The organism is Tateyamaria sp. (assembly GCF_039940735.1).
Taxonomy (GTDB): Bacteria; Pseudomonadota; Alphaproteobacteria; order Rhodobacterales; family Rhodobacteraceae; genus Tateyamaria.
The window spans coordinates 141,918-161,451 of record NZ_JBDVGB010000084.1 but is presented as its reverse complement, the minus strand read 5'-3'; the positions used below and the strand labels follow the sequence as shown (position 1 = coordinate 161,451).

Annotated in this window: 20 protein-coding genes and 1 pseudogene; 8 read left to right on the top strand and 13 right to left on the bottom strand. The window is 57.0% G+C overall.

Annotation, left to right across the window (positions count from 1 at the left end; genetic code table 11):
• Positions 1-370 (bottom strand): annotated as a pseudogene (locus ABJF76_RS17805) (signal recognition particle-docking protein FtsY); the annotation flags it as partial.
• A gap of 66 nt (positions 371-436) precedes the next feature.
• Here ABJF76_RS17805 and ABJF76_RS17800 point away from each other — a divergent pair.
• Positions 437-1,321 carry a transglycosylase SLT domain-containing protein gene (locus tag ABJF76_RS17800; protein ID WP_413821049.1) on the top strand — a complete coding sequence of 295 codons (885 nt, stop codon included), beginning with the start codon at positions 437-439 and terminating at the stop codon, positions 1,319-1,321.
• Positions 1,322-1,329: 8 nt separating this feature from the next.
• Here the strand turns inward: ABJF76_RS17800 and ABJF76_RS17795 are convergent, their stop codons facing one another.
• Positions 1,330-3,024 (bottom strand): NAD(P)H-dependent oxidoreductase subunit E, encoded by a 1,695-nt coding sequence (locus ABJF76_RS17795; RefSeq protein ID WP_413821048.1) that lies wholly within the window; start codon positions 3,022-3,024, stop codon positions 1,330-1,332.
• Between the two features lie 436 nt (positions 3,025-3,460).
• Between ABJF76_RS17795 and ABJF76_RS17790 the strand changes: the two genes are divergently transcribed.
• Positions 3,461-3,856: a hypothetical protein gene (locus ABJF76_RS17790; protein ID WP_413821047.1), complete on the top strand. Its 396-nt coding sequence runs from the start codon at positions 3,461-3,463 to the stop codon at positions 3,854-3,856.
• Positions 3,857-3,914: 58 nt separating this feature from the next.
• Here ABJF76_RS17790 and xseA read toward each other — a convergent pair whose 3' ends face one another.
• A complete protein-coding gene (gene xseA, locus ABJF76_RS17785) occupies positions 3,915-5,453 on the bottom strand; it encodes an exodeoxyribonuclease VII large subunit (protein WP_413821046.1) in 1,539 nt (512 codons plus the stop codon).
• A gap of 69 nt (positions 5,454-5,522) precedes the next feature.
• On the opposite strand from xseA, the gene purD reads away from it, so the two are divergent.
• A complete protein-coding gene (gene purD / locus ABJF76_RS17780; protein ID WP_413821045.1) occupies positions 5,523-6,791 on the top strand; it encodes a phosphoribosylamine--glycine ligase in 1,269 nt (422 codons plus the stop codon).
• A gap of 17 nt (positions 6,792-6,808) precedes the next feature.
• Here the strand turns inward: purD and ABJF76_RS17775 are convergent, their stop codons facing one another.
• Both ABJF76_RS17775 and ABJF76_RS17770 read right to left on the bottom strand, forming a co-directional pair.
• Positions 6,809-7,606 (bottom strand): FG-GAP repeat domain-containing protein, encoded by a 798-nt coding sequence (locus ABJF76_RS17775; protein WP_413821044.1) that lies wholly within the window; start codon positions 7,604-7,606, stop codon positions 6,809-6,811.
• Positions 7,606-7,929: a 2Fe-2S iron-sulfur cluster-binding protein gene (locus tag ABJF76_RS17770; protein WP_413821043.1), complete on the bottom strand. Its 324-nt coding sequence runs from the start codon at positions 7,927-7,929 to the stop codon at positions 7,606-7,608. Before ABJF76_RS17770 ends, ABJF76_RS17775 begins: the two co-directional genes overlap by 1 nt.
• Before the next feature lie 125 nt (positions 7,930-8,054).
• On the opposite strand from ABJF76_RS17770, the gene ABJF76_RS17765 reads away from it, so the two are divergent.
• Both ABJF76_RS17765 and ABJF76_RS17760 read left to right on the top strand, forming a co-directional pair.
• Positions 8,055-8,486 (top strand): OB-fold nucleic acid binding domain-containing protein, encoded by a 432-nt coding sequence (locus ABJF76_RS17765; RefSeq protein ID WP_413821042.1) that lies wholly within the window; start codon positions 8,055-8,057, stop codon positions 8,484-8,486.
• Positions 8,487-8,554: 68 nt separating this feature from the next.
• The gene (locus tag ABJF76_RS17760; RefSeq protein ID WP_413821041.1) at positions 8,555-9,085 is read left to right on the top strand and encodes a peptidoglycan-binding domain-containing protein; all 531 of its coding nucleotides are present in this window, start codon (positions 8,555-8,557) and stop codon (positions 9,083-9,085) included.
• 247 nt (positions 9,086-9,332) lie between these two features.
• On the opposite strand, the gene ABJF76_RS17755 is transcribed toward ABJF76_RS17760, so the two are convergent.
• From ABJF76_RS17755 to rpiA, 6 genes are all read right to left on the bottom strand, one after another.
• Complete coding sequence (locus ABJF76_RS17755) at positions 9,333-10,808, bottom strand: Do family serine endopeptidase (protein ID WP_413821040.1); 1,476 nt, start codon at positions 10,806-10,808, stop codon at positions 9,333-9,335.
• 162 nt (positions 10,809-10,970) lie between these two features.
• Positions 10,971-11,165, bottom strand: a complete 195-nt coding sequence (locus tag ABJF76_RS17750; protein ID WP_413821039.1) for a DUF2065 domain-containing protein — start codon at positions 11,163-11,165, stop codon at positions 10,971-10,973.
• Between the two features lie 3 nt (positions 11,166-11,168).
• Complete coding sequence (hflC, locus tag ABJF76_RS17745; RefSeq protein ID WP_413821038.1) at positions 11,169-12,056, bottom strand: protease modulator HflC; 888 nt, start codon at positions 12,054-12,056, stop codon at positions 11,169-11,171.
• Positions 12,056-13,222 carry an FtsH protease activity modulator HflK gene (hflK, locus tag ABJF76_RS17740; protein ID WP_413821037.1) on the bottom strand — a complete coding sequence of 389 codons (1,167 nt, stop codon included), beginning with the start codon at positions 13,220-13,222 and terminating at the stop codon, positions 12,056-12,058. The genes hflC and hflK overlap by 1 nt, the downstream gene beginning before the upstream one ends.
• A 75-nt stretch (positions 13,223-13,297) precedes the next feature.
• Positions 13,298-14,665 carry a glutathione-disulfide reductase gene (gor, locus tag ABJF76_RS17735; protein ID WP_413821036.1) on the bottom strand — a complete coding sequence of 456 codons (1,368 nt, stop codon included), beginning with the start codon at positions 14,663-14,665 and terminating at the stop codon, positions 13,298-13,300.
• Between the two features lie 14 nt (positions 14,666-14,679).
• Positions 14,680-15,468, bottom strand: coding sequence for a ribose-5-phosphate isomerase RpiA (gene rpiA / locus ABJF76_RS17730; protein ID WP_413821035.1), 789 nt, complete (start codon positions 15,466-15,468; stop codon positions 14,680-14,682).
• 108 nt (positions 15,469-15,576) lie between these two features.
• Here rpiA and ABJF76_RS17725 point away from each other — a divergent pair, with 108 nt between their 5' ends.
• Positions 15,577-15,717 (top strand): hypothetical protein, encoded by a 141-nt coding sequence (locus ABJF76_RS17725; protein ID WP_413822630.1) that lies wholly within the window; start codon positions 15,577-15,579, stop codon positions 15,715-15,717.
• Between the two features lie 277 nt (positions 15,718-15,994).
• Here the strand turns inward: ABJF76_RS17725 and ABJF76_RS17720 are convergent, their stop codons facing one another.
• Entirely contained in the window at positions 15,995-16,162 is a 168-nt protein-coding gene (locus ABJF76_RS17720; RefSeq protein WP_413821034.1) for a hypothetical protein, read from the bottom strand.
• 154 nt (positions 16,163-16,316) lie between these two features.
• Between ABJF76_RS17720 and ABJF76_RS17715 the strand changes: the two genes are divergently transcribed.
• Both ABJF76_RS17715 and ABJF76_RS17710 read left to right on the top strand, forming a co-directional pair.
• Positions 16,317-17,690 carry an L-serine ammonia-lyase gene (locus tag ABJF76_RS17715; protein WP_413821033.1) on the top strand — a complete coding sequence of 458 codons (1,374 nt, stop codon included), beginning with the start codon at positions 16,317-16,319 and terminating at the stop codon, positions 17,688-17,690.
• A 246-nt stretch (positions 17,691-17,936) separates the two neighbouring features.
• On the top strand, positions 17,937-18,854 hold the full coding sequence (locus ABJF76_RS17710) for a DMT family transporter (RefSeq protein ID WP_413821032.1): 918 nt from the start codon (positions 17,937-17,939) through the stop codon (positions 18,852-18,854).
• Here the strand turns inward: ABJF76_RS17710 and ABJF76_RS17705 are convergent.
• A complete protein-coding gene (locus ABJF76_RS17705) occupies positions 18,772-19,491 on the bottom strand; it encodes a thiamine diphosphokinase (protein ID WP_413821031.1) in 720 nt (239 codons plus the stop codon). The two genes, ABJF76_RS17710 and ABJF76_RS17705, sit on opposite strands and share 83 nt — an antisense overlap.
• Positions 19,492-19,534 lie beyond the last annotated feature (43 nt).

Here is a 19,534-nt window from a genome sequence, read left to right as displayed (position 1 = left end):
CTGGCTCTGGCTCTGGCTCTGGCTCTGGCTCTGGCTCTGGCTCTGGCTCTGGCTCTGGCTCTGGCTCTGGCTCTGGCTCTGGCTCTGGCTCTGGCTCTGGCTCTGGCTCTGGCTCTGGCTCTGGCTCTGGCTCTGGAACAGATTCCGTTGTCGACACCACGTCAAGCACAGGTTCTTGTATGCCTTCAGGCACCGGCGTCGGGGCCGGGTTAACAACAGACGCGGGTTCAACAACGGCATCTTGAGCAGGCGTCACATCCGCCTCGGCCGCGGCCTCGACACCACCGTCTACGATAATCGCTTCTAGTCCTTCGTCGATTTTAGACGAAGATTTGAACAAACGATCCTTGAGTTTCTTGAAAAATGCCATGATGCCCCGGTACTAAATCTGTTACTGACCTAATACGGGCATCGCGCCATGAAAAGGTATGAGTTTATGCGCATTGTCCTGTTGCTGGTCTTACTGTTCTTACCGTTGCCTGTTTTTGCACAAGCTCAAGGCACGATGTGCAGTACGGGCCGCCTTGGGCCTGTCGTTTGTATTCGTCCCGATCACGTAGCCTTTGACATCTGCCAGCAGATAGAAAGCGCAAGCCATCGCCATGTCTTGGATCCGGGGTTCTTTGCACGCTTGATCTGGCAAGAAAGCCGGTTTGATCCTAACGCATTAAGCCCTGCAGGGGCACAAGGCATTGCGCAATTTATGCCCGGCACAGCCAAGTTGCGCGACCTAAAGGACAGCTACAATCCCGCAGAAGCCCTTGAAAGGTCAGCCCATTATTTAGCGGAACTGACCCGGCGCTATGGCAACCAAGGTATGGCAGCCGTGGCCTATAATGGCGGCGAAGGTCGTGCAGACGGCTTTTTACGCGGCGGTGGGTTGGCGCGTGAAACCATCAATTATGTGCGCATCGTCACCGGGCTGAATGCCGAAGATTGGCGTGATCGTCCGCCCAAAGACCACGATTTTCGCCTTGATAAAACCAAGCCTTTTTTGCCGGCATGTCTGGCGATGGCGCAGGGGCGCAAGGTTTCTCCGCTTGGCCCGCCCCCTTCGCGCTGGAAACCTTGGGGTGTGCAAGTCGGATACGGCGTGACGGAAAAAGACGCGCGCGCCCGAGTCGCACGGTTTACGCGATCTTGTTCCGCTCAAATTAACGACGGCGCGATGGAGTACATCCCTGTCTCGTCGCGGGTGAAGGGTCGCAAACCCTACATCATGGCACGCCTAGGGCGATCCTCGCGCCAAGAGGCAAACGACCTATGCCGCGCCATCTCGCGCGCGGGCTGCATCTGCCGCGTTTATCGCAACCCCAGTTAACGAGTGCCCTAAATTTCGTCTGCGAAGTGTTTCATCGTCAGTCGGATCGGGTTTGGCGCCGCCTGCCCCAAGCCGCAGATTGAGGCATCAGCCATGGCTGTGCACAACTCGTCCAGCAAAGGTTGATCCCACGCATCCGCCTGCATCAGCTTGACCGCCTTTTCACACCCCACACGGCACGGCGTACATTGCCCACAGCTTTCATCCTCGAAAAAGCGCAACATGTTCAGCGCTGCATCGCGCGCCCGGTCTTGATCAGACAAAACGACCACAGCAGCCGACCCGATAAAGGTGTCATGCGGCTGCAACGTGTCAAAATCAAGCGGTACATCGTGCATCAACGCAGGCAACAAACCAGAAGACGGCCCACCCGGCTGATAGGCTTTGAATACGTGGCCCTCGGCCATGCCGCCCGCCGCTGCGATAACGTCAGTGATCGTCGAACCGGCGGGCAACAGATAGACCCCCGGTGCGGCCACACGGCCCGACACCGAATAACTGCGCAAACCTTTACGCCCGTTTTTCTCCGTGCTGTTCAGAACCTCTGGCCCTTCGCGGCAGATGCGTGCGATCCAGTGTAAGGTTTCGACATTGTGCACCAGCGTCGGTTGGCCAAAAATTCCGACCTGCGCCACGTAAGGCGGGCGGTGACGCGGCATGCCGCGCTTGCCCTCAATACTTTCGATCATCGCGGATTCTTCGCCACAGATGTAGGCGCCCGCACCACGGCGCAGATCGATAAAGCCCGGCGCGACAATGCCTGCCGCCTCCAAAGCTTTGATTTCACGCGTCAAAATCTCGAGCACGGCGGGGTATTCATCGCGCATATAGATGAACGCCGTGTCTGCCTCGACCGCCCATGCCGCGATCAACATGCCTTCAAGAAATAGATGAGGAACGCGTTCTAAATAGTAGCGATCTTTGAAAGTTCCAGGTTCACCTTCATCCCCGTTCACGGCAAGATAACGCGGACCAGCGTTGCCGCGCACAAAGCCCCATTTGGTGCCAGATGGAAAACCCGCCCCACCAAGTCCACGCAAACCGCTTTCTTTGATTTTGGTTTGGACGTCTTCCCAATTTCCGTTCATCCGAAGGGTGCGAAGTGCCTCGTACCCCCCTGTTTTCAAATATGCTTCAAAGCCTTCATATTCAGGCACGTGCGCATGCGTGTCATCCGCCGCGATCGCCGATGTGACCTTGTCGAACGTGGCATTGTCGATGTGATTGTGACCCAACTCCAAAACAGGCGCCGCATCACAACGCCCCATGCAGGGCGCGCGCAGCACACGCACCTCACTGGCATCCAAGCCGTCCTCGAGCGCGGTTTTCAACGCCTGCGCGCCGGCCAATTCGCACGACAGTGAATCGCAAACACGAATGGTCAATGCAGGCGGCGCGACCTCGCCTTCTTTGACCACATCGAAATGGGCATAGAACGTCGCCACTTCGTAAACTTCGGCCATACTCAGGCGCATTTCTTCGGCTAGGGCGCGCAAATGCGCCGCGCTCAGATGGCCGTATGCATCCTGAATGAGATGTAAGAATTCGATCAGCAGATCGCGGCGACGAGGCCGTCCTGCGAGCAGGTGGCGAATTTCGTCCCAAGGCTGATCCTCAAGGGCACGCCCTTTGGGCCGCACCCGTCCCTTGCCTTTGCCGGACTTCCAAACGCCTTTACCTTTTTGCGATTCATCCAGCGCCATGCCGTATCTCCCCAGCTCAATTTGTCGCGGTACACTCATCAGTTGCGCGTTTAATTTGAGGTAAACTTATCAGCCGACCAGAGGTCCGATCAGTCCAAAAACGACCCCATGACGCGAAAATACCGCGCCGATGCGCGTCATAAAGGCGTGCATGAGAACCGCCGCTTCCGATTAAGAAATGCGCAACCGTGTTGTGATAGCTCTCGCTCTTCAAATTCGGAATGATTCTGCCTGATGGTCTGCATGCTTCGATTTACGGTCGCGTCTCTTTTGCCTGCCACTATGCTGATTAGGGGCTGTATCTAGGGCGGGATGTGGACCCTTGCCGATATCTGCGACGCCGGCGCTCAAAAATTCACGGCGATATGATGCCAACCACACCATGACCGCGCGTAATCGACTCGCACAGCTGCGCACGCTCTGCCACACTCGCGTCATGAAATACATTACACTGACCCTTGCGCTTTTTACGGCACCGCTTGCGGCCACCGCCGAACCCATGTCCGCCGCCGAATTCGAAGCCTACGTCACAGGCAAGACGCTATATTATGGTCGCGCCGGTGAAGCCTATGGCGCTGAAATTTATCACGAAAATCGACGCGTCACGTGGTCGTTTCTGGACGGCGAATGTAAAGATGGCCGCTGGTATAACGAAGGAACCAACATCTGCTTCGTGTACGAAGACCGACCCGATCCGCAATGTTGGAGTTTTGAACAAAGCGCGGGCGGATTGGTCGCTACGTTTGAAAACAACTCCGCAAGCCAAGACCTCTACGAGGCGCAGGACGTCGGCGAAAAGCTGATCTGCTTGGGCCCGAAAATCGGCGTCTGAGGCACAACTTTGCATCTTAGCACAACTGTAAGGCGTACCTATGGTACGCCTACGGCCTTTAGAACAATGATCCTTGCTCGGGCGGCTTTGCCCTGGCCTTTTTCGTCGCCCCCCCGCCCAGCTTGAGCTTTCCATCGGAAAACTCGATCTCTAGTCCCGACGCCGCTTCCGCATCCGCTTTGCTCGTGACAATCTCTCCACCGCCACGCACTACCGCGTAACCCCGCGCCAACGTCGCTTTGTAGCTCAACGTTTCGCGCAGACGGTCCATCGCCTCAAGTCGTGCACGTAATTCTGTGATCTGACGTGTGCCCACAGCCTGCAATCGTGAACTCACCGTCCCAAGACGCACCTGCGCCTGTTCGACATCCTGCATCAACAAACGGGCGGCTAAGCGCGCGGATCGGGCCTCTAACTGTTCGCGGCGATGGGCCGCAATGCGCCCAAGCGCCGGGGCAAGTCGATCCGACATAGCATCCAATCGCTGCGATTCGGCACGCAGCTGGCGACCCAACATCACAGGACGCAAACTGCCCGACACATCAGACAACCGTACGCGACGGCGCTGCACACCGGAAATCAAGGCCGGTCCCAGCCGCCCCCCCAGCACATCCAAACGCTGCCGCGGCCCCTCAACCAACGCATCCGGGCGCGGCAAAGCCCGCGTCAAATCGCGCATGCGTTGCGAGCGGCGCAAAAGGCCAGAACTGATCGATGACGTCATTCGCCCGCCGGCCTGTTCGACCCAGGCCAGTAATTCATGGCGCACAGGCACTGCCATCTCGGCGGCCGCCGTGGGCGTCGGTGCACGCTGGTCGGACGCAAAATCAATCAACGTCGTATCCGTTTCGTGGCCAACAGCCGAAATCAGCGGGATCTCCGAGGCCGCCACCGCACGCGCCACAGCTTCTTCATTGAAGCCCCACAGATCCTCGACCGATCCACCGCCGCGCGCGACGACAATCAAATCAGGTCGTGGCATCGCCCCGCCCGGTTCCAACGCATTGAACCCGGCAATGGCACGCGCCACCTCCGGCGCACATGCCGCACCCTGGACCGCAACGGGCCAAATCAGCACCTTTCGCGGAAAACGATCCCGCAATCGGTGCAAAATATCGCGGATCACAGCCCCCTGTAGCGACGTCACAACTCCGATCACATCCGGCAGATAAGGCAGTGCTTTCTTGCGCTCCGCGTCAAACAAACCCTCTGCCGCCAGCGCCTTTTTGCGTTTTTCCAAAAGCGCCATCAGCGCGCCTTCGCCTGCAATGGCAATGCGCTCGGCGTTCAGCGAAAACTTAGATTGAAACCCAGACGCGGTCATGCGCCCCTCGGCGACGACCTCCATGCCTTCTTCGGGCATCGTTCCCAAACCGCTCACCTGCCCCTTCCAGGTCATGCAAGACAGCACGTTGCGATCATCCTTAAGGTCGAAATACAAATGCCCCGAACGCGCCAAAACAACGCGCCCCACCTCGCCCTTAATGCGCACCCAGCCCAGTTCGCCTTCGATCAGTTTTTTGACCCGCCCCGCGATTTCCGACACCGAAAATTCAGGGGTGTTCGAGCCGGGGATGGGATCGTCAAGCAGGTCCATGGCATGTCCTTGTGTGCGCCTCGCGCGCAGCTTAGAACGCAAACCAACAAAGGCCAAGGAGTGTCCCAAATGAACATCCTCATTCTAGGCGGCGGTGGTCGCGAACATTCACTTGCGTGGGCTGTTTTGCAAAACCCCAAATGCGACCGCCTTGTGGTGGCCCCCGGCAACGCAGGTATCGCAGCGATCGCCGATTGCGCGGACCTCGACATCATGGATGGCGCGGCCGTCGCTGGTTTTGTCGAAGAAGAGGCCATTGATTTTGTGATCATCGGTCCCGAAGCACCGCTGGCCGCCGGCGTTGCTGACCGCTTGCGCGAAGCTGGTGTGTTGGTCTTTGGTCCCAGCAAAGCCGCCGCGCAACTTGAAGCCTCCAAAGCTTTCACCAAGCAAATCTGCGACGCCGCAAACGCACCCACTGCCGCCTATGGCCACTTTACCGACGCCGCCGCAGCCAAAGCTTATGTCACGGCCCAAGGCGCGCCGATCGTCGTCAAGGCCGACGGCTTGGCCGCAGGCAAAGGCGTGATCATGGCCGACACAGTTGAACAGGCTCACGCCGCCATCGACGACATGTTTGGCGGCGCATTCGGCGGTGCGGGCGCCGAAGTCGTGATCGAAGAATTCATGACCGGTGAAGAGGCATCATTCTTTGTGCTGTGCGACGGCACCGACGTGCTGCCTATTGGCACCGCCCAAGACCACAAGCGTGTGGGCGAAGGCGACACTGGCCCAAACACAGGTGGCATGGGCGCTTATTCCCCTGCCCCCGTGCTTAGCGACGCTGTAGCCGAACGCGCGCTTGCCGAAATCATCCGCCCCACCATGGCCGAAATGGCGCGGCGTGGCACACCCTATCAAGGCGTCCTTTATGCCGGTTTTATGATCAAAGACGGCGCGCCACGGCTTGTGGAATACAACGCCCGCTTTGGTGACCCCGAATGCCAAGTCTTGATGATGCGCTTGGGTGCACAGGCTCTTGATCTGCTAGAAGCCGCCGCCAAAGGGCAGTTGGCCAGCGCGCAAGTCAACTGGGCCGACGATCATGCGATTACTGTTGTGCTGGCCGCCAATGGCTATCCCGGCGCCTATCACAAAGGGGCGGTGATCAAGGGGCTCGACGCGCTGCCCCAAACCAGCAGCCAAATGGTGTTTCACGCAGGCACCACAACAAAAGATGGCGCACTTACGGCTTCAGGTGGGCGCGTCCTGAACGTCACAGCGCGCGGTGCATCACTGAAAGAGGCCGCGACCCGTGCCTACGAGATGGTTGACGCCATCGACTTTCCCGGTGGGTTTTGTCGCCGCGATATCGGCTGGCGCGCGCTGGACGACTAAGGGCAGAACGCCAACGCCTAGCCTGCGCAGGCCATCGCGCGGGCAAAGGCTGGGCGCGAGGTGTCGGAGCCAATCACAGTCCAGTCAAATTCTTCGCCCTGCCATGTCACGGCCACCAATTGCGACCAATTGGCCGACGCAACAATCATTTCAGGTGTGCCATTGCAGGTGCGGATGCCACCGGCGATGTCCCGTTCGCCAATGCGATGATTGGTCAAACCGTCAAGGGCCGCCACCAGCGTCAGCGCACGGTCTTGATACCGCCAGATACGCAAGCTTTTCGCCAAATGCGGGCGATCAATAAAAGCGACTTCGACCAAGCCATCCCCATCCAAATCAGCCGCGCCAACCGGGGCCAACCAACGGTTGCGCGTGCCTATGTGCGGTGTTTCGGTGATCTTTCCACCCGCGTCATACAGTGCCAGCGCCGCGCCCTGACGCACGTCGCTTTCGACCACCATGACTTCCATATCTCCGTCATTATCGACATCTACAAGGCGCGGGGCCACATCCTCAAAGACATGATCCAAAGGCAATGTGATTATATGGGTTTGTGTTTTAAGAACCGCGTCCTGCCCCAGCCCAGCCTTGTCATTGTCCGCAGAGTCAATCTCCAGCGTGCCCCATTCGATGGCATCACCTAGAACGCCATGCGCATATCTGTCCGTCGGCTTCGTATAACGGGCCGAGGTGATGCCTTCGGCAAAAGCAGGCGCTGCCCCCAGCCCAACCCACAACACACACGATGCCAGCCGTGCGCCGCGCAAAGAACCGCGTAAAAAGCGCAACAGTGGACGCGGCGCCCTCTTGGTCATTATATTTGTTTTTCAGGCAACTGGACAATCAGCCCATCAAACGCATCCGTCACCTTCAACTGGCACGTCAAACGCGACCGCGCTTCATCCGGCTGGTAGGCGAAATCCAACATGTCCGTTTCCATGTCATCCTTGGCGGGCAGTTTTTCGACCCAATCAGGCGCGATATACACGTGGCAGGTCGAACAGGCGCAGGCCCCGCCGCAATCGGCTTCGATGCCAGGGACATTGTTGTCGCGCGCGCCTTCCATGACCGTTAGCCCGTTGGCCACGTCAACCACATGTTCCGTGCCGCTGTGTTCGATATAGGTGATCTTGGCCATGATTGAGCCCCTTTAATTTTACAGTTGCGAAAGTTCTAACCGCCCCGATTTCGCCCCGCCACCCCCTTTTGCACCCTTACCCTTTTCGACTTGCAACATGTGATGTATGTTCTATTTTTGTTCTCATGCAAATTGCCCAAAGTCCCCCTTCTGGCAAACAAGCGCACTGGCCGCGTCCGCCATCCTGCCTGCGCGCCTGCGATTTAGAACTGCCGCCCGTCAACGCGCTTGTGGCCGTGGCGGGCCTTGTGATCCTGCGCCAGCGGCCCGGCACTGCCAAAGGTGTGATTTTTCTTACGCTTGAGGATGAAACCGGTGTGGTCAACATTATCGTGTGGCGTAACATCTATGAACGATTCCGGCGCGCTGTGGTCGCCGGACGAATGCTGCGGGTGACGGGGCGCATGCAACGCGCGCACAGCGTGACCCACGTGCTGGCCGAACAGATCGAAGACATTTCGCCCCTACTCGATCAACTTCTGGCCGAAGATACCGGCAGCAAAATGGCCACCGACACGCGGACCGAAACATGGGATATGCACAGCAAGGACCGATAGACCGCAGGACTATGCAGACAGCCCGCATCGCGCTATGATGCCGCAAAAGCCCAATCAGAGGCCCGAGCATGACATCATCAATCCTCGTCCCTGCCCTTACAGCAGCGCTGTTTCTGACGGCCTGTGCTGAAAACGGCACCGTAACGTCCGCCAATAACGTCGACCCCATTTCGCTGGCCACCGCGCCGCCCGGTGCTGCCCCCGGCTCGTGCTGGGGCAAAACGTCCAGCCCCGCAATCGTGGAAACGGTCACGCGAAAAGTACTAGTGCAACCCGCACAGGTCAGCAGTGATGGCCGCGTACAGGCCCCGCCGATCTACAAAGAAGAAACCAAGGCCGAGGTCATTACACCGCGCAAGAACGCATGGTTTGAAATCCCCTGCGCAGAGCAACTGACGCCTGATTTCGTCTCATCCTTACAACGTGCATTACAGGCACGCGGCTATCATCGCGGCACGGTCACCGGTGAAATGGATGCCCGCACGCGCGACGCTGTACGTCGCTATCAAAAAGACCAAGGGCTAAAGCAAAAGGTCCTGACCGTCGCTGGCGCTCGCACATTAGGATTGATCGCCGTCGAACGCACACCAAACGCATAAGCGCAGCACTCAATCCCGTCGCTTCGTCAACATGCTGAATTCTGTTTGTGACGGGCGCAGTCTGCGCGACATAGCGATAATACTTCAACAAGATGTGGCGCGCGTTCCAATGTAACCATCACTGGCACCCGCCTTCTGTGATCACCAGGATTTCCATTGGCAACGCGGAATGATTGGGCCGCAATTCCCAAAAGAAAAAGGCGCCCACAAGGAGCGCCTTAATCCGTTATTCTTTATAAACTGCCGCTTATTTTTCAAGGCTCAAGGCTACAAAGCGTGGATCACTTCCGCGACGAACCAAAAGCAACAAAGATTTGCGCCCGGCCTCTTCGACTTCTGCAAGACGTGTCTCGAAACTCGCGATCGAGGTGACCTTTTGCTGGCCCGCCTCAGTGATCACGTCGCCAGCGCGCAAGCCTTTCTCGTAGGCTTCTGACGTTTCGACCACATCAGTGACAACCAAACCTTCTTGGTCCTCGTTGACACCAAGTTCTGTGCGCATCTCATCCGTGAGCGTGCTCAGCGTCAGGCCAAGTACTTCCTTGGTCGCAGGGGCTTCCGGGGCTTCATCTTCTTCGACGGCCACGGCAGGAACTGCACCTTCGGCTTCTTCACGGCGGCCAAGGGTCACACGCAAAGTCACCGTTTCACCATCGCGGAACACCACAACACGTACTGTTTCGCCAACAGGGCTGTTGCCCACCTGACGGACCAAACCACGGGTGTCTTGCACATCGACGCCCGCAAAGGACGTGATCACGTCGCCGTCCTTCATTCCGGCATCAAGCGCAGGACCATCCGGCACAGACGTCACAAGCGCACCCGCCACAGGATCAAGGCCAATGGCTTCTGCGATGTCTTCCGTTACGTCTTGAATGCGCACGCCCAGCCAACCACGACGGGTTTCGCCAAATTCTTGCAGCTGATCAACAACGTTGGTGACCACATTTGACGCCATGGAAAAACCAATCCCGATCGAGCCACCATTGGGCGACAGGATCGCGGTGTTCACACCAATTACCTGACCGTCCATATTGAACAACGGCCCGCCAGAGTTACCACGGTTGATCGCGGCATCTGTCTGGATGTAGTCGTCATAGGTGCCGCTTAGCGCGCGGTTGCGGGCCGAAACGATACCAGCTGAGACGGAAAAACCCTGACCCAGCGGGTTGCCCATCGCCACAACCCAGTCGCCAACACGCGCAACGTCACTGTCACCAAAGGGCACGAAAGGCAGTGGCCCATCAGCGTCGACTTTCAGCAATGCGATGTCTGTGTTGGGGTCTGTACCGATCAACGTCGCTTCAAGTTCGTCGCCGTTGAAAAATTCGATAAGGATTTCATCTGCACCATCGATCACGTGGTTATTGGTGACAATGAAACCATCTTCGGAAATCACAAAACCCGACCCAAGGGCCGAAGATCGGCGCGGACGGCCGTCTTGCCCGTCACGGTCCTGAAATTCGCGAAAGAAATCCTCAAACGGTGAACCTTCAGGCGCGACGCCTTCGGGGCCAGTGCGCCCTTCGATCACTGTCGAGGTGGTGATATTCACCACTGAGGGGCTGATTTGTTCGGCCAATGGGGCAAGGCTGTCGGGGCGCGCTTGCGCCATCACAGCCTGCACCACCACAAAGGCCAAAGCCAGCGCGCCAAGCCAAAGGGCTCGCATCGCATTAAGGTTTGGAAGCTGCTTGGAAATGGCGATTGCCTGTCGTTGCATCAAGTTTCTCCTGAGTCTTCATTTGGCCGTACTGGCCAGTCTTGCACGCATCTGCGTACATCTACTTACAAGGTGCATGTAGGGTTGCCCCCTTGCAACATTAAAGATGGTTTTGTCGTCGACGCTTTCAACATCTCGTTACGATTGTGTGAACAGATCAGCTCAAATTCCCATAAAAAACGCCAACCACACAAAAATCAGCCCAGAGACCAACACCAAAGCGCCCAATTGACGCCGTGCCGCTTCCGGCAGGCTGCGCAACGCTTCAAGCATACGCTCAATAAGCGAAGGGGCCAGCACATAGGCCAGCCCCTCTACGATCATCACAAGCCCAAGTGCCAAAAGCACCCACGCCATTGATTATTCACCTTCAGCGCTGCGCGATCCTTGATCGGAGCGCAGATAGTTGAAGAACTCGCTGTCTGGCGACATCACCATGGTCGAGTTGCTGCCCTGAAGCGCGCGTTCATAGGCCGTCAATGAGCGGTAGAATTCAAAGAATTCAGGATCCGCACCAAAGGCATCGGCAAAGATCGCGTTGCGACGGGCATCTGCTTCACCGCGAATGATCTCGGCTTGGCGTTCGCTGTCGGATACCAATTCAACCACAGTCCGGTCGGCTTGGGCACGCACACGTTGCGCCGCTTCGTTACCACGGGCGCGTTCATCGGTGGCTTCACGCTCACGTTCTGCACGCATCCGTTCAAACGTCGCATCAAGGTTTTCCGATGGAAGGTCAGTGCGTTTCAGGCGAACGTCGATGATTTCAACCCCCAAGGCACGGGCCTGCGGAATGGACGAGTTGCGAATGCGCAGCATAAGCGCTGCACGATCAGAACTTAGAATGTCGTTGGACGACACCGAACCCAGAACTTCGCGCGTCTCAGAGCGCAGGATCGAATCAAGGCGATCTTCGGCAAAGGCGATACCGCCGCCACCAACCGCTTGGCGGAACTGGTTTACATCCACGATGCGGTAGCGCGCGAACGCATCCACAACAAGGCGACGATCATCCAAAGGCGTGACCTCAAGCGGGTCAATGTCACGGCTAAGGATACGGTCGTCATACCGCACGACTTCTTGGATCAGCGGGATCTTGAAAGCGAGACCGGGCTCTTCTTTCACGGCGACAACACGGCCAAACTGCAAAACAAGCGCTTTTTCACGTTCGTCCACAATAAAGACCGATGACATCAGCGCCGCGACCAGAATGACGACAACGGGCAACAGATAAGTTGAGCGGTTCATCAGTTTGACTCCCCTGAATTGCGACGAAGTTCGTTGAGCGGCAGGTAAGGCACGACGCCTTGACCACCGCCGCCTGCGGATTCATCCAGAATGATCTTGTCCATTTGCCCCAACACCTGTTCCATCGTTTCCAGATACAGACGTTTGCGTGTCACTTCGGGTGCTTTAGCGTACTCTGCCAAAACAGCACTAAAGCGCGATGCTTCACCTTCCGCTTGGTTGACCTGCTGGGCGCGATAGCCTTCGGCCTCTTCCAAAAGCTGCGCGGATTGACCACGCGCTTCGGCGAGAACCCGGTTGGCATAAGCGTCCGCAACGTTTTGCAAACGGTCACGTTCTTGTTCTGCCGCTTGCACGTCGCGGAAGGCATCGATCACTTCTTCGGGCGGGTCAGCCTTGTCAAAGTTCACACGAATGACGTTTACACCGCTGTCATAGCTGTCCAGCGTCGATTGGATCAGATCCTGCAAACGATCCCCAATCACACCACGGTCACGGTTAAGAATTGGTGCCAGTTCTGACTGCGCAATGATCTCACGCATGGCCGATTCCGACACGGCGCGAATCGTCGGACCAGGGTCACGCAGGTTGAACAAGAAAGCACTAGGATCATTGATGTTCCACTGCACCTGAAAGTCGATATCGACGATGTTTTCGTCGCCAGTCAACATCAAGCCAGCCTCGGACCCAGCACGGCCCACACCGATCTCTTCGGTCCGTTCCGTTGTGACCGGAATCACCTCTTTGGTGACGAAGGGCCATGGCGCAAAGTTCAGACCCGGATCGCCGATCGAAGAAAATTCACCCAAGAACAATTCAACCGAGCGCTGTTCAGGGCGGACTGTGTAAAAGGATGAAAACAGCCACAAACCAACGGCCGCCAAAATCCCCAAAGCAACCGTACCACGTGTCAGAAACGGCCCAGCGCCGCCGCCGGAACCGCCTGTTCCGCCGCCATTACCGCCACCGCGACCGCCCATCAAAACGCGCAGTTGCTCTTGGCCCTTTTTGACCAACTCGTCGATCTCAGGAATTTGGGGGCCTTCGCCGTTCGGGCGTTGACCGCCATTGCCATGGTCGGTGTCGCGTGGGCCTTTGCCACGTCCATCGTCACCGCCACCAGAATTTCCGCCACCCCCCCAGGGGCCGCCCGTATTGCCAGCCATTTGGTACTGTTCTCCTGTTGATCCGTGCAGTCTTGCTGCAAGTTGGTCTGTTACCTGTGCTTTTTTATCAGAAAATCAAGCGGTGCGCACGGGTGTCTTCATTGTTACGATTTCTTCGGACATGGTCGGGTGAACCGCCACAGTCCGGTCGAAATCTTCTTTGGTTGCGCCCATTTTGAGGGCGATGCCGGCCAATTGGATCATTTCGCCTGCATTGGGTGCGACGATGTGACAGCCCAGCACTTTGCGCGTCGCTTTGGACACCACAAGCTTCATCAACACGCGATCCGGTTGACCCGCAAACGAGGTCCGCATCGGTTTAAAGTCCGTTGCGTACACTTCGATCGGTTCTTGAGCGCGCGCGTCTTCTTCGCTCAGGCCCACAGTGCCCATTTCAGGCTGCGTAAAGATGGCCGAAGGGATCAGATCGTGATCGACCTCGGTTGGGTTGTCGTGGAATACGGTTTGCACAAACGCCATGCCTTCGCGGATCGCGACAGGTGTCAGGTTTACGCGGTCAGTGACGTCACCGATGGCATAAACGCTGTCCACAGCGGTTTTAGAGGTCGCATCGACCTCAACCTTACCGCCACGGCCCAAGACGACGCCGGCCTCTTCCAGACCCAATTCATTGGAATTGGGCGCGCGACCCGTCGCAAAGAACACCATGTCAAACACATGATCTTTGCCGTGCGTGTCTGTCACGTTGACAGGTTCGCCGATTTTGGTGCCGTTCATGGACGCGATGTTGGTGTTGACCTGCAAATCAATCCCGCGTTCGCGCATCTGATCTGCAACCAAGCCGCGGGCTTCGTCATCAAAGCCGCGCAGGATCTGATCACCGCGATAATATTGCGTCACCTTTACGCCCAACCCGTGCAGGATGCAGGCGAATTCACATGCGATATAGCCGCCGCCAATGACCAAGATAGACTTGGGCAGCGCATCAAGATGGAAAATATCGTCGCTGACGATACCCAGTTCGGCATTTTCGATATCGGGGCGTGTCGGACGACCGCCCGTGGCGACCAAAATGGTCTTGGCGGTCTTGGTTTCGCCGGTCGACAGTTCAACCGTGTGGGCATCCTTTAAGCGCGCACGGGCATCAAAGCTCTCGACGCCGGAATTTTTCAGCAATCGACGATAGATGCCCTCAAGGCGGTCCAGCTCATTTTCGATATTGCCGCGCAAGGTGGGCCAGCTGAAATCGCCCTTTTTGATGTCCCAACCATAGGCCGCAGACACCGCTGCCGTATCGGCAAATTCGCTTGCAAACACCATCAGCTTTTTGGGCACACAGCCTCGGATCACACAGGTCCCGCCATAGCGGTCCTCTTCGGCCAGTGCCACCTTTGCGCCTGCATCGCCTGCTGCGACGCGCGCGGCGCGCACGCCACCCGACCCGCCGCCAATAACAAACAGGTCATAATCATATTCCGCCATAAGTGCCGCCTTTTTTATTCCGCCAAATCGGTGAACAGATTGTCTGTTTCCAGAAAGTCCAACCGATCTTGTTCCACTGTGCCTTCATTTATGTCGCGCACTTCGACTCGACCGTCGCCAAAACCGATGACAACTGCATCACAAATATCAATGAACAGTCCGTTTTCAACCACACCCGGCATCTGGTTCATCACAAGACTGAGTTGTCGTGCATTTCCAACACGTTGCAAGTGCAGATCAAGGATATAATTGCCCTCATCTGTGATGTAAGGTTGGTCGCCATTCATCCGCAACGTCGATTGCCGCCCCAACACGTCCATTGAAATCAGCGTTTCTTCGGCCAAAGCCTGGGTTGTTTGCCAGCCAAAGGGGATCACCTCGATGGGCAATGGAAACGCGCCCAAGTGTTCGACCTCTTTGCCGATGTCTGCAATGACGATCATCCGATCCGATGCCGTCGCCACGATTTTTTCTTGCAGCAGTGAACCGCCGCCACCTTTGATCAGGTTCAAATCGCCGTCAAATTCATCTGCCCCATCGATGGTCAAATCCAGCCACTTGGCCTCGTCCAAACTGATGATGTCGATGCCCACATCGCGTGCAAGAGCCGCCGTGCGCGAAGACGTCGGCACCCCCTTAAAGCGCAAACCTCCATCACGGACCTGATCACCAAGGCAACGTACAAGCCACGCCGCCGTTGATCCAGAACCAAGACCAACCCGCATGCCATCCTCGACATAGTCGGCCGCCCGTTTGGCAGCGACATATTTGGCCTTGTCGATGGGTGACAATTCTCCGGTCATGGCGGCGACTCCGTAGATGATTGCCGGGGTTATAGAGGCAGGCCAGCCGCGTTGCGACCCTAAAGGCGCAGACAATTGATCCGGAAAGGGTAACAAAGCGGCGAATCCATGGGGCGGATGGCAACGACATTTCGGAATGCGATGCGTTCAACCGTGCCTGACCTATTTGATAATATGACGAATTGGCTGCTTGATCAGGCATTGGGCGGGGACACGATCACCAGTTTTGCCCATGGTTTTAGCACCTAACTTGTTAAAGGCGGCATGCCTGTAACAAGGCTAGGCATCAGCGGGCAGATCCTGCCCCCTTCAGTCGGCTTGATTGACTTAGAGTTAGACCGTGAAACGAACCGCACTTGCACTTTTCAGCAATCGCCGGTCGAACCAACCAATTCCAGCACACAACCCGCGTTAAAGATTCGATACGGTGTGCCACTGGCGCTTTCGCACGACATTGCACGTTCCAAGGCGTTGCCGTCGGCAATCATTGTTTGCGCGGCTTTGATGATTCTGTTGCCCTTCTAACCTACCCCGTATCTTCACCCTTGCGGGTTAACGGCCAGCCATTGCACGGCCTATAGGTCACGATCTCAACCGCTCCGCTCATCGGTTCGAATCCGGTTCCACCCGCCAAGGCCATCCGCCATGGCATCAGACAGCTGGCAATGGAAAGAATGGCAATAATCCAACGCATGAGACATCTCCTTCATGCCCCTAAGCAACGCCATGTTTGTTAAAATGAAGTTTAAGTCCGTGTAAATCACGGATGAAATGGTCGTAATTTGACCATACCAGTCGTCATCGCCGGGCTATGATAGACCAACGCCTTCATCAAAGGATCTGCGGTCATGTTCCTCTCCGTTTTTGAGATGTTCAAAGTGGGCATCGGCCCATCGTCCTCGCATACGATGGGGCCAATGGTCGCCGCCGCACGTTTTCTGGACATGATGCGCGCCGCCCCGTTTCAGTTTGCAGGGGTGCGCGCCTCACTGCACGGCAGCCTTGCTTTTACCGGGGTCGGCCATGCAACGGATCGCGCCACAATCCTTGGTTTGGCCGGATTTTTGCCTGACACCTACGATCATGCCCGCGCCGAAGACGTTCTAAGCAGCCTCGCGACCGATCATACCCTGCACCCAGACGCCTTGCCGCCGCTGCGCTTTGACCCCAAAACCGACCTTGTCTTTGATTACGACACGCAACTGACAGGCCACGCCAACGGCATGATCCTGATGGCCACCGATGCCCAAGGCGACGTGATCTTGCGCCAAGTCTATTACTCTATCGGCGGCGGTTTCGTGATGACCGAAGAAGAGCTCGCCGACGGGAAAGCGACGGACGAAGGCGCGCCCGTCCCCTTTCCGTTCAAAACGGCGTCAGAAATGCTTGGGATGGCCAAAGCTTCGGGCAAGTCGATCGCCGCGATGAAGCGCGCCAACGAAGAATCACGCGGAGGGGCCGCGCAGTTGAAATCCGGCACCGCGCGGCTTTGGCAGGTGATGAACGACTGCATTGATCGCGGCCTAACGACCGACGGCACCCTGCCCGGCGGATTAAACGTGAAACGTCGCGCCAAAGGTATCCATGACAAGCTACAAGCCGAGCGCGGTATGAACCTAACAGCCCCGCATACGGTCAACGATTGGATGGCGGTCTACGCCATGGCCGTAAACGAAGAAAACGCCGCCGGGGGCCAAGTGGTCACGGCCCCCACCAACGGCGCCGCTGGCGTTTTGCCTGCCACTTTGCGGTACTACCTTGACCATGTGCCCGGCGCATCCACGGCCCATATCCAAGACTTCCTGTTGACCGCCGCCGCAATCGGCGGGCTGGTGAAATACAACGCCTCAATCTCGGGGGCCGAAGCCGGTTGCCAGGCCGAAGTCGGCAGCGCTGCCGCCATGGCCGCCGCAGGCCTGTGTGCGGTAATGGGGGGCACGACTGCACAAATCGAAAACGCCGCCGAAATCGCGTTGGAACATCACCTTGGCATGACCTGTGACCCGGTCAAAGGCCTCGTCCAAGTCCCATGCATCGAACGCAATGGTTTAGGCGCAATCAAAGCCGTCAGTGCGGCATCCCTTGCCTTGCGCGGCGACGGCACCCATTTGGTGCCGCTGGATGCCTGCATCGAAACCATGCGTCAAACCGGGGCAGACATGAGCGAAAAGTACAAGGAAACCTCCTTGGGCGGTTTGGCGGTGAATGTGCCCAATTGCTAATGTCATGTTCATACGAATAGACCCTGCAAAACGTCGCCTATTGAAACTCACGCACAATGCATCGTTCCAAAATATCCCATCAAATTCCCAACGCCTGTGACGCAAACCGCGTAGGGTCGGTGGGCGGGCGCTTTTCGCGCCTTGCGCGAAACAGTTCCGGCCACCGACCACACCTGACGCCAACTGGCGTCACATGTGCTGCAATTGCAGCGTTGCGATCCCATTTCTCCCTGCTAACTTTTGCTTATGTTAAAAGATCGCCCGCTTTTGGGAATCATGCTCATGCTTGGATTTTGTGTCGTGGCCCCGATGGGGGACGCGGTTGCAAAACTGTTGGGCCAGTCCGTACCACTTGGACAATTGCTGGTGGTGCGCTTTGCAATTCAAGCTGTGGTTCTGATCCCTCTTGTTTGGTTGGGGCGGCGCGTTTGGAAAATGCGCGGGCGTGTTCTGCGGCTCACCGTTTTGCGAACAGGGCTGCACATCTTTGGGATCGGTGCGATGTTCATGGCCCTGCAATACCTGCCTTTGGCGGATGCAGTCGCCATCGCATTTGTCATGCCGTTTCTGATGCTACTTCTTGGTAAATACGTCCTCAAAGAAGAAGTCGGTACCCGCCGACTGATCGCTTGCGCCGTCGGGTTCATCGGAACGCTTTTGGTGATACAACCCAGCTTTGCCGATGTCGGCTGGCCTGCGTTCTTGCCGCTGATCGTTGCGGTTAATTTCGCCGTCTTCATGCTAGTCACGCGACAAATCGCCAAAGACACTGATCCAATCGGGCTTCAGGCCGTCAGCGGTGTCATGGCCGTCGTCTTTATGGCGCCCCTGCTTTGGCTGACACAAAACACAAACATCCCCGCCTTACAGTTCAATGCCGTCACAAACACAGAAATGATGTTACTCGCAGCGATTGGCGTGCTTGGAACGTTGGCGCACCTGTTGATGACGTGGTCTTTGCGCTTTGCGCCCTCGGCGACATTGGCCCCGATGCAATACCTCGAAATCCCGGTGGCGACGGTGATCGGCTTCATCGTATTTTCAGACTTGCCCAACGGCCTCGCGGCCATTGGCATCGCCATTACAATTGCGTCGGGGCTTTATATTGTGCTGCGCGAACGGGCCATCGCGCAGCTTGAGGCGCGCGGGCCAGTGCCTGCGTAACTTGCGCCAAATGCGCGCGGGGCAACATAACGATCATCGCAGGTGTATTCATCGTTAACGTCAACGGGCCGAACGCTTCGTTCGACGTGCCAATAAAAGACGTTGGATCAAAAGCCAGCCCTTCGATGTCCCAGCGCAATCCCTTGGACGTGCCTGTAACCGGTGCGAGGGGAAACAATGACACGACCTCACTTTTCTCAAGTTTCAGATGCACCTGCGGCGGGCACAAAAACGCGATCTCATGCGGACCCAGCAACACACAAGAGCGATCCGGGTGCGCCGCCAACACATGCAGGGCCGCCAATTGATGATCCAACCGCGCGCCCAAGAAACCGACCCCAACGACCACAGGTGCATGAATATATCGCAGTGCTTTGCTAAAATCTGTGCTGTCCTGTTCGCTCATGTGCAAGCGGCGGGCCAATGGTACAGTCTCAAGCGTTTCTTGCGAAATACTGTCAAAATCCCCAACAATCGCATCAAGCTCGACCCCAGCAATCCGCGCCAATTCCGCGCCGCCATCTGCGCCAACGCACATCGGTGCAAGCGCATGTGCGGCGTGCACATCGGCGATCGATGCCTCTCCACCTCCCAAAAGAGTGACCGGGTCGAAACTGTGAACAATGCTGTCATTCATTCGATTTTAATGCAATTTCTGGAAAGAGATCACAATGTTGCCA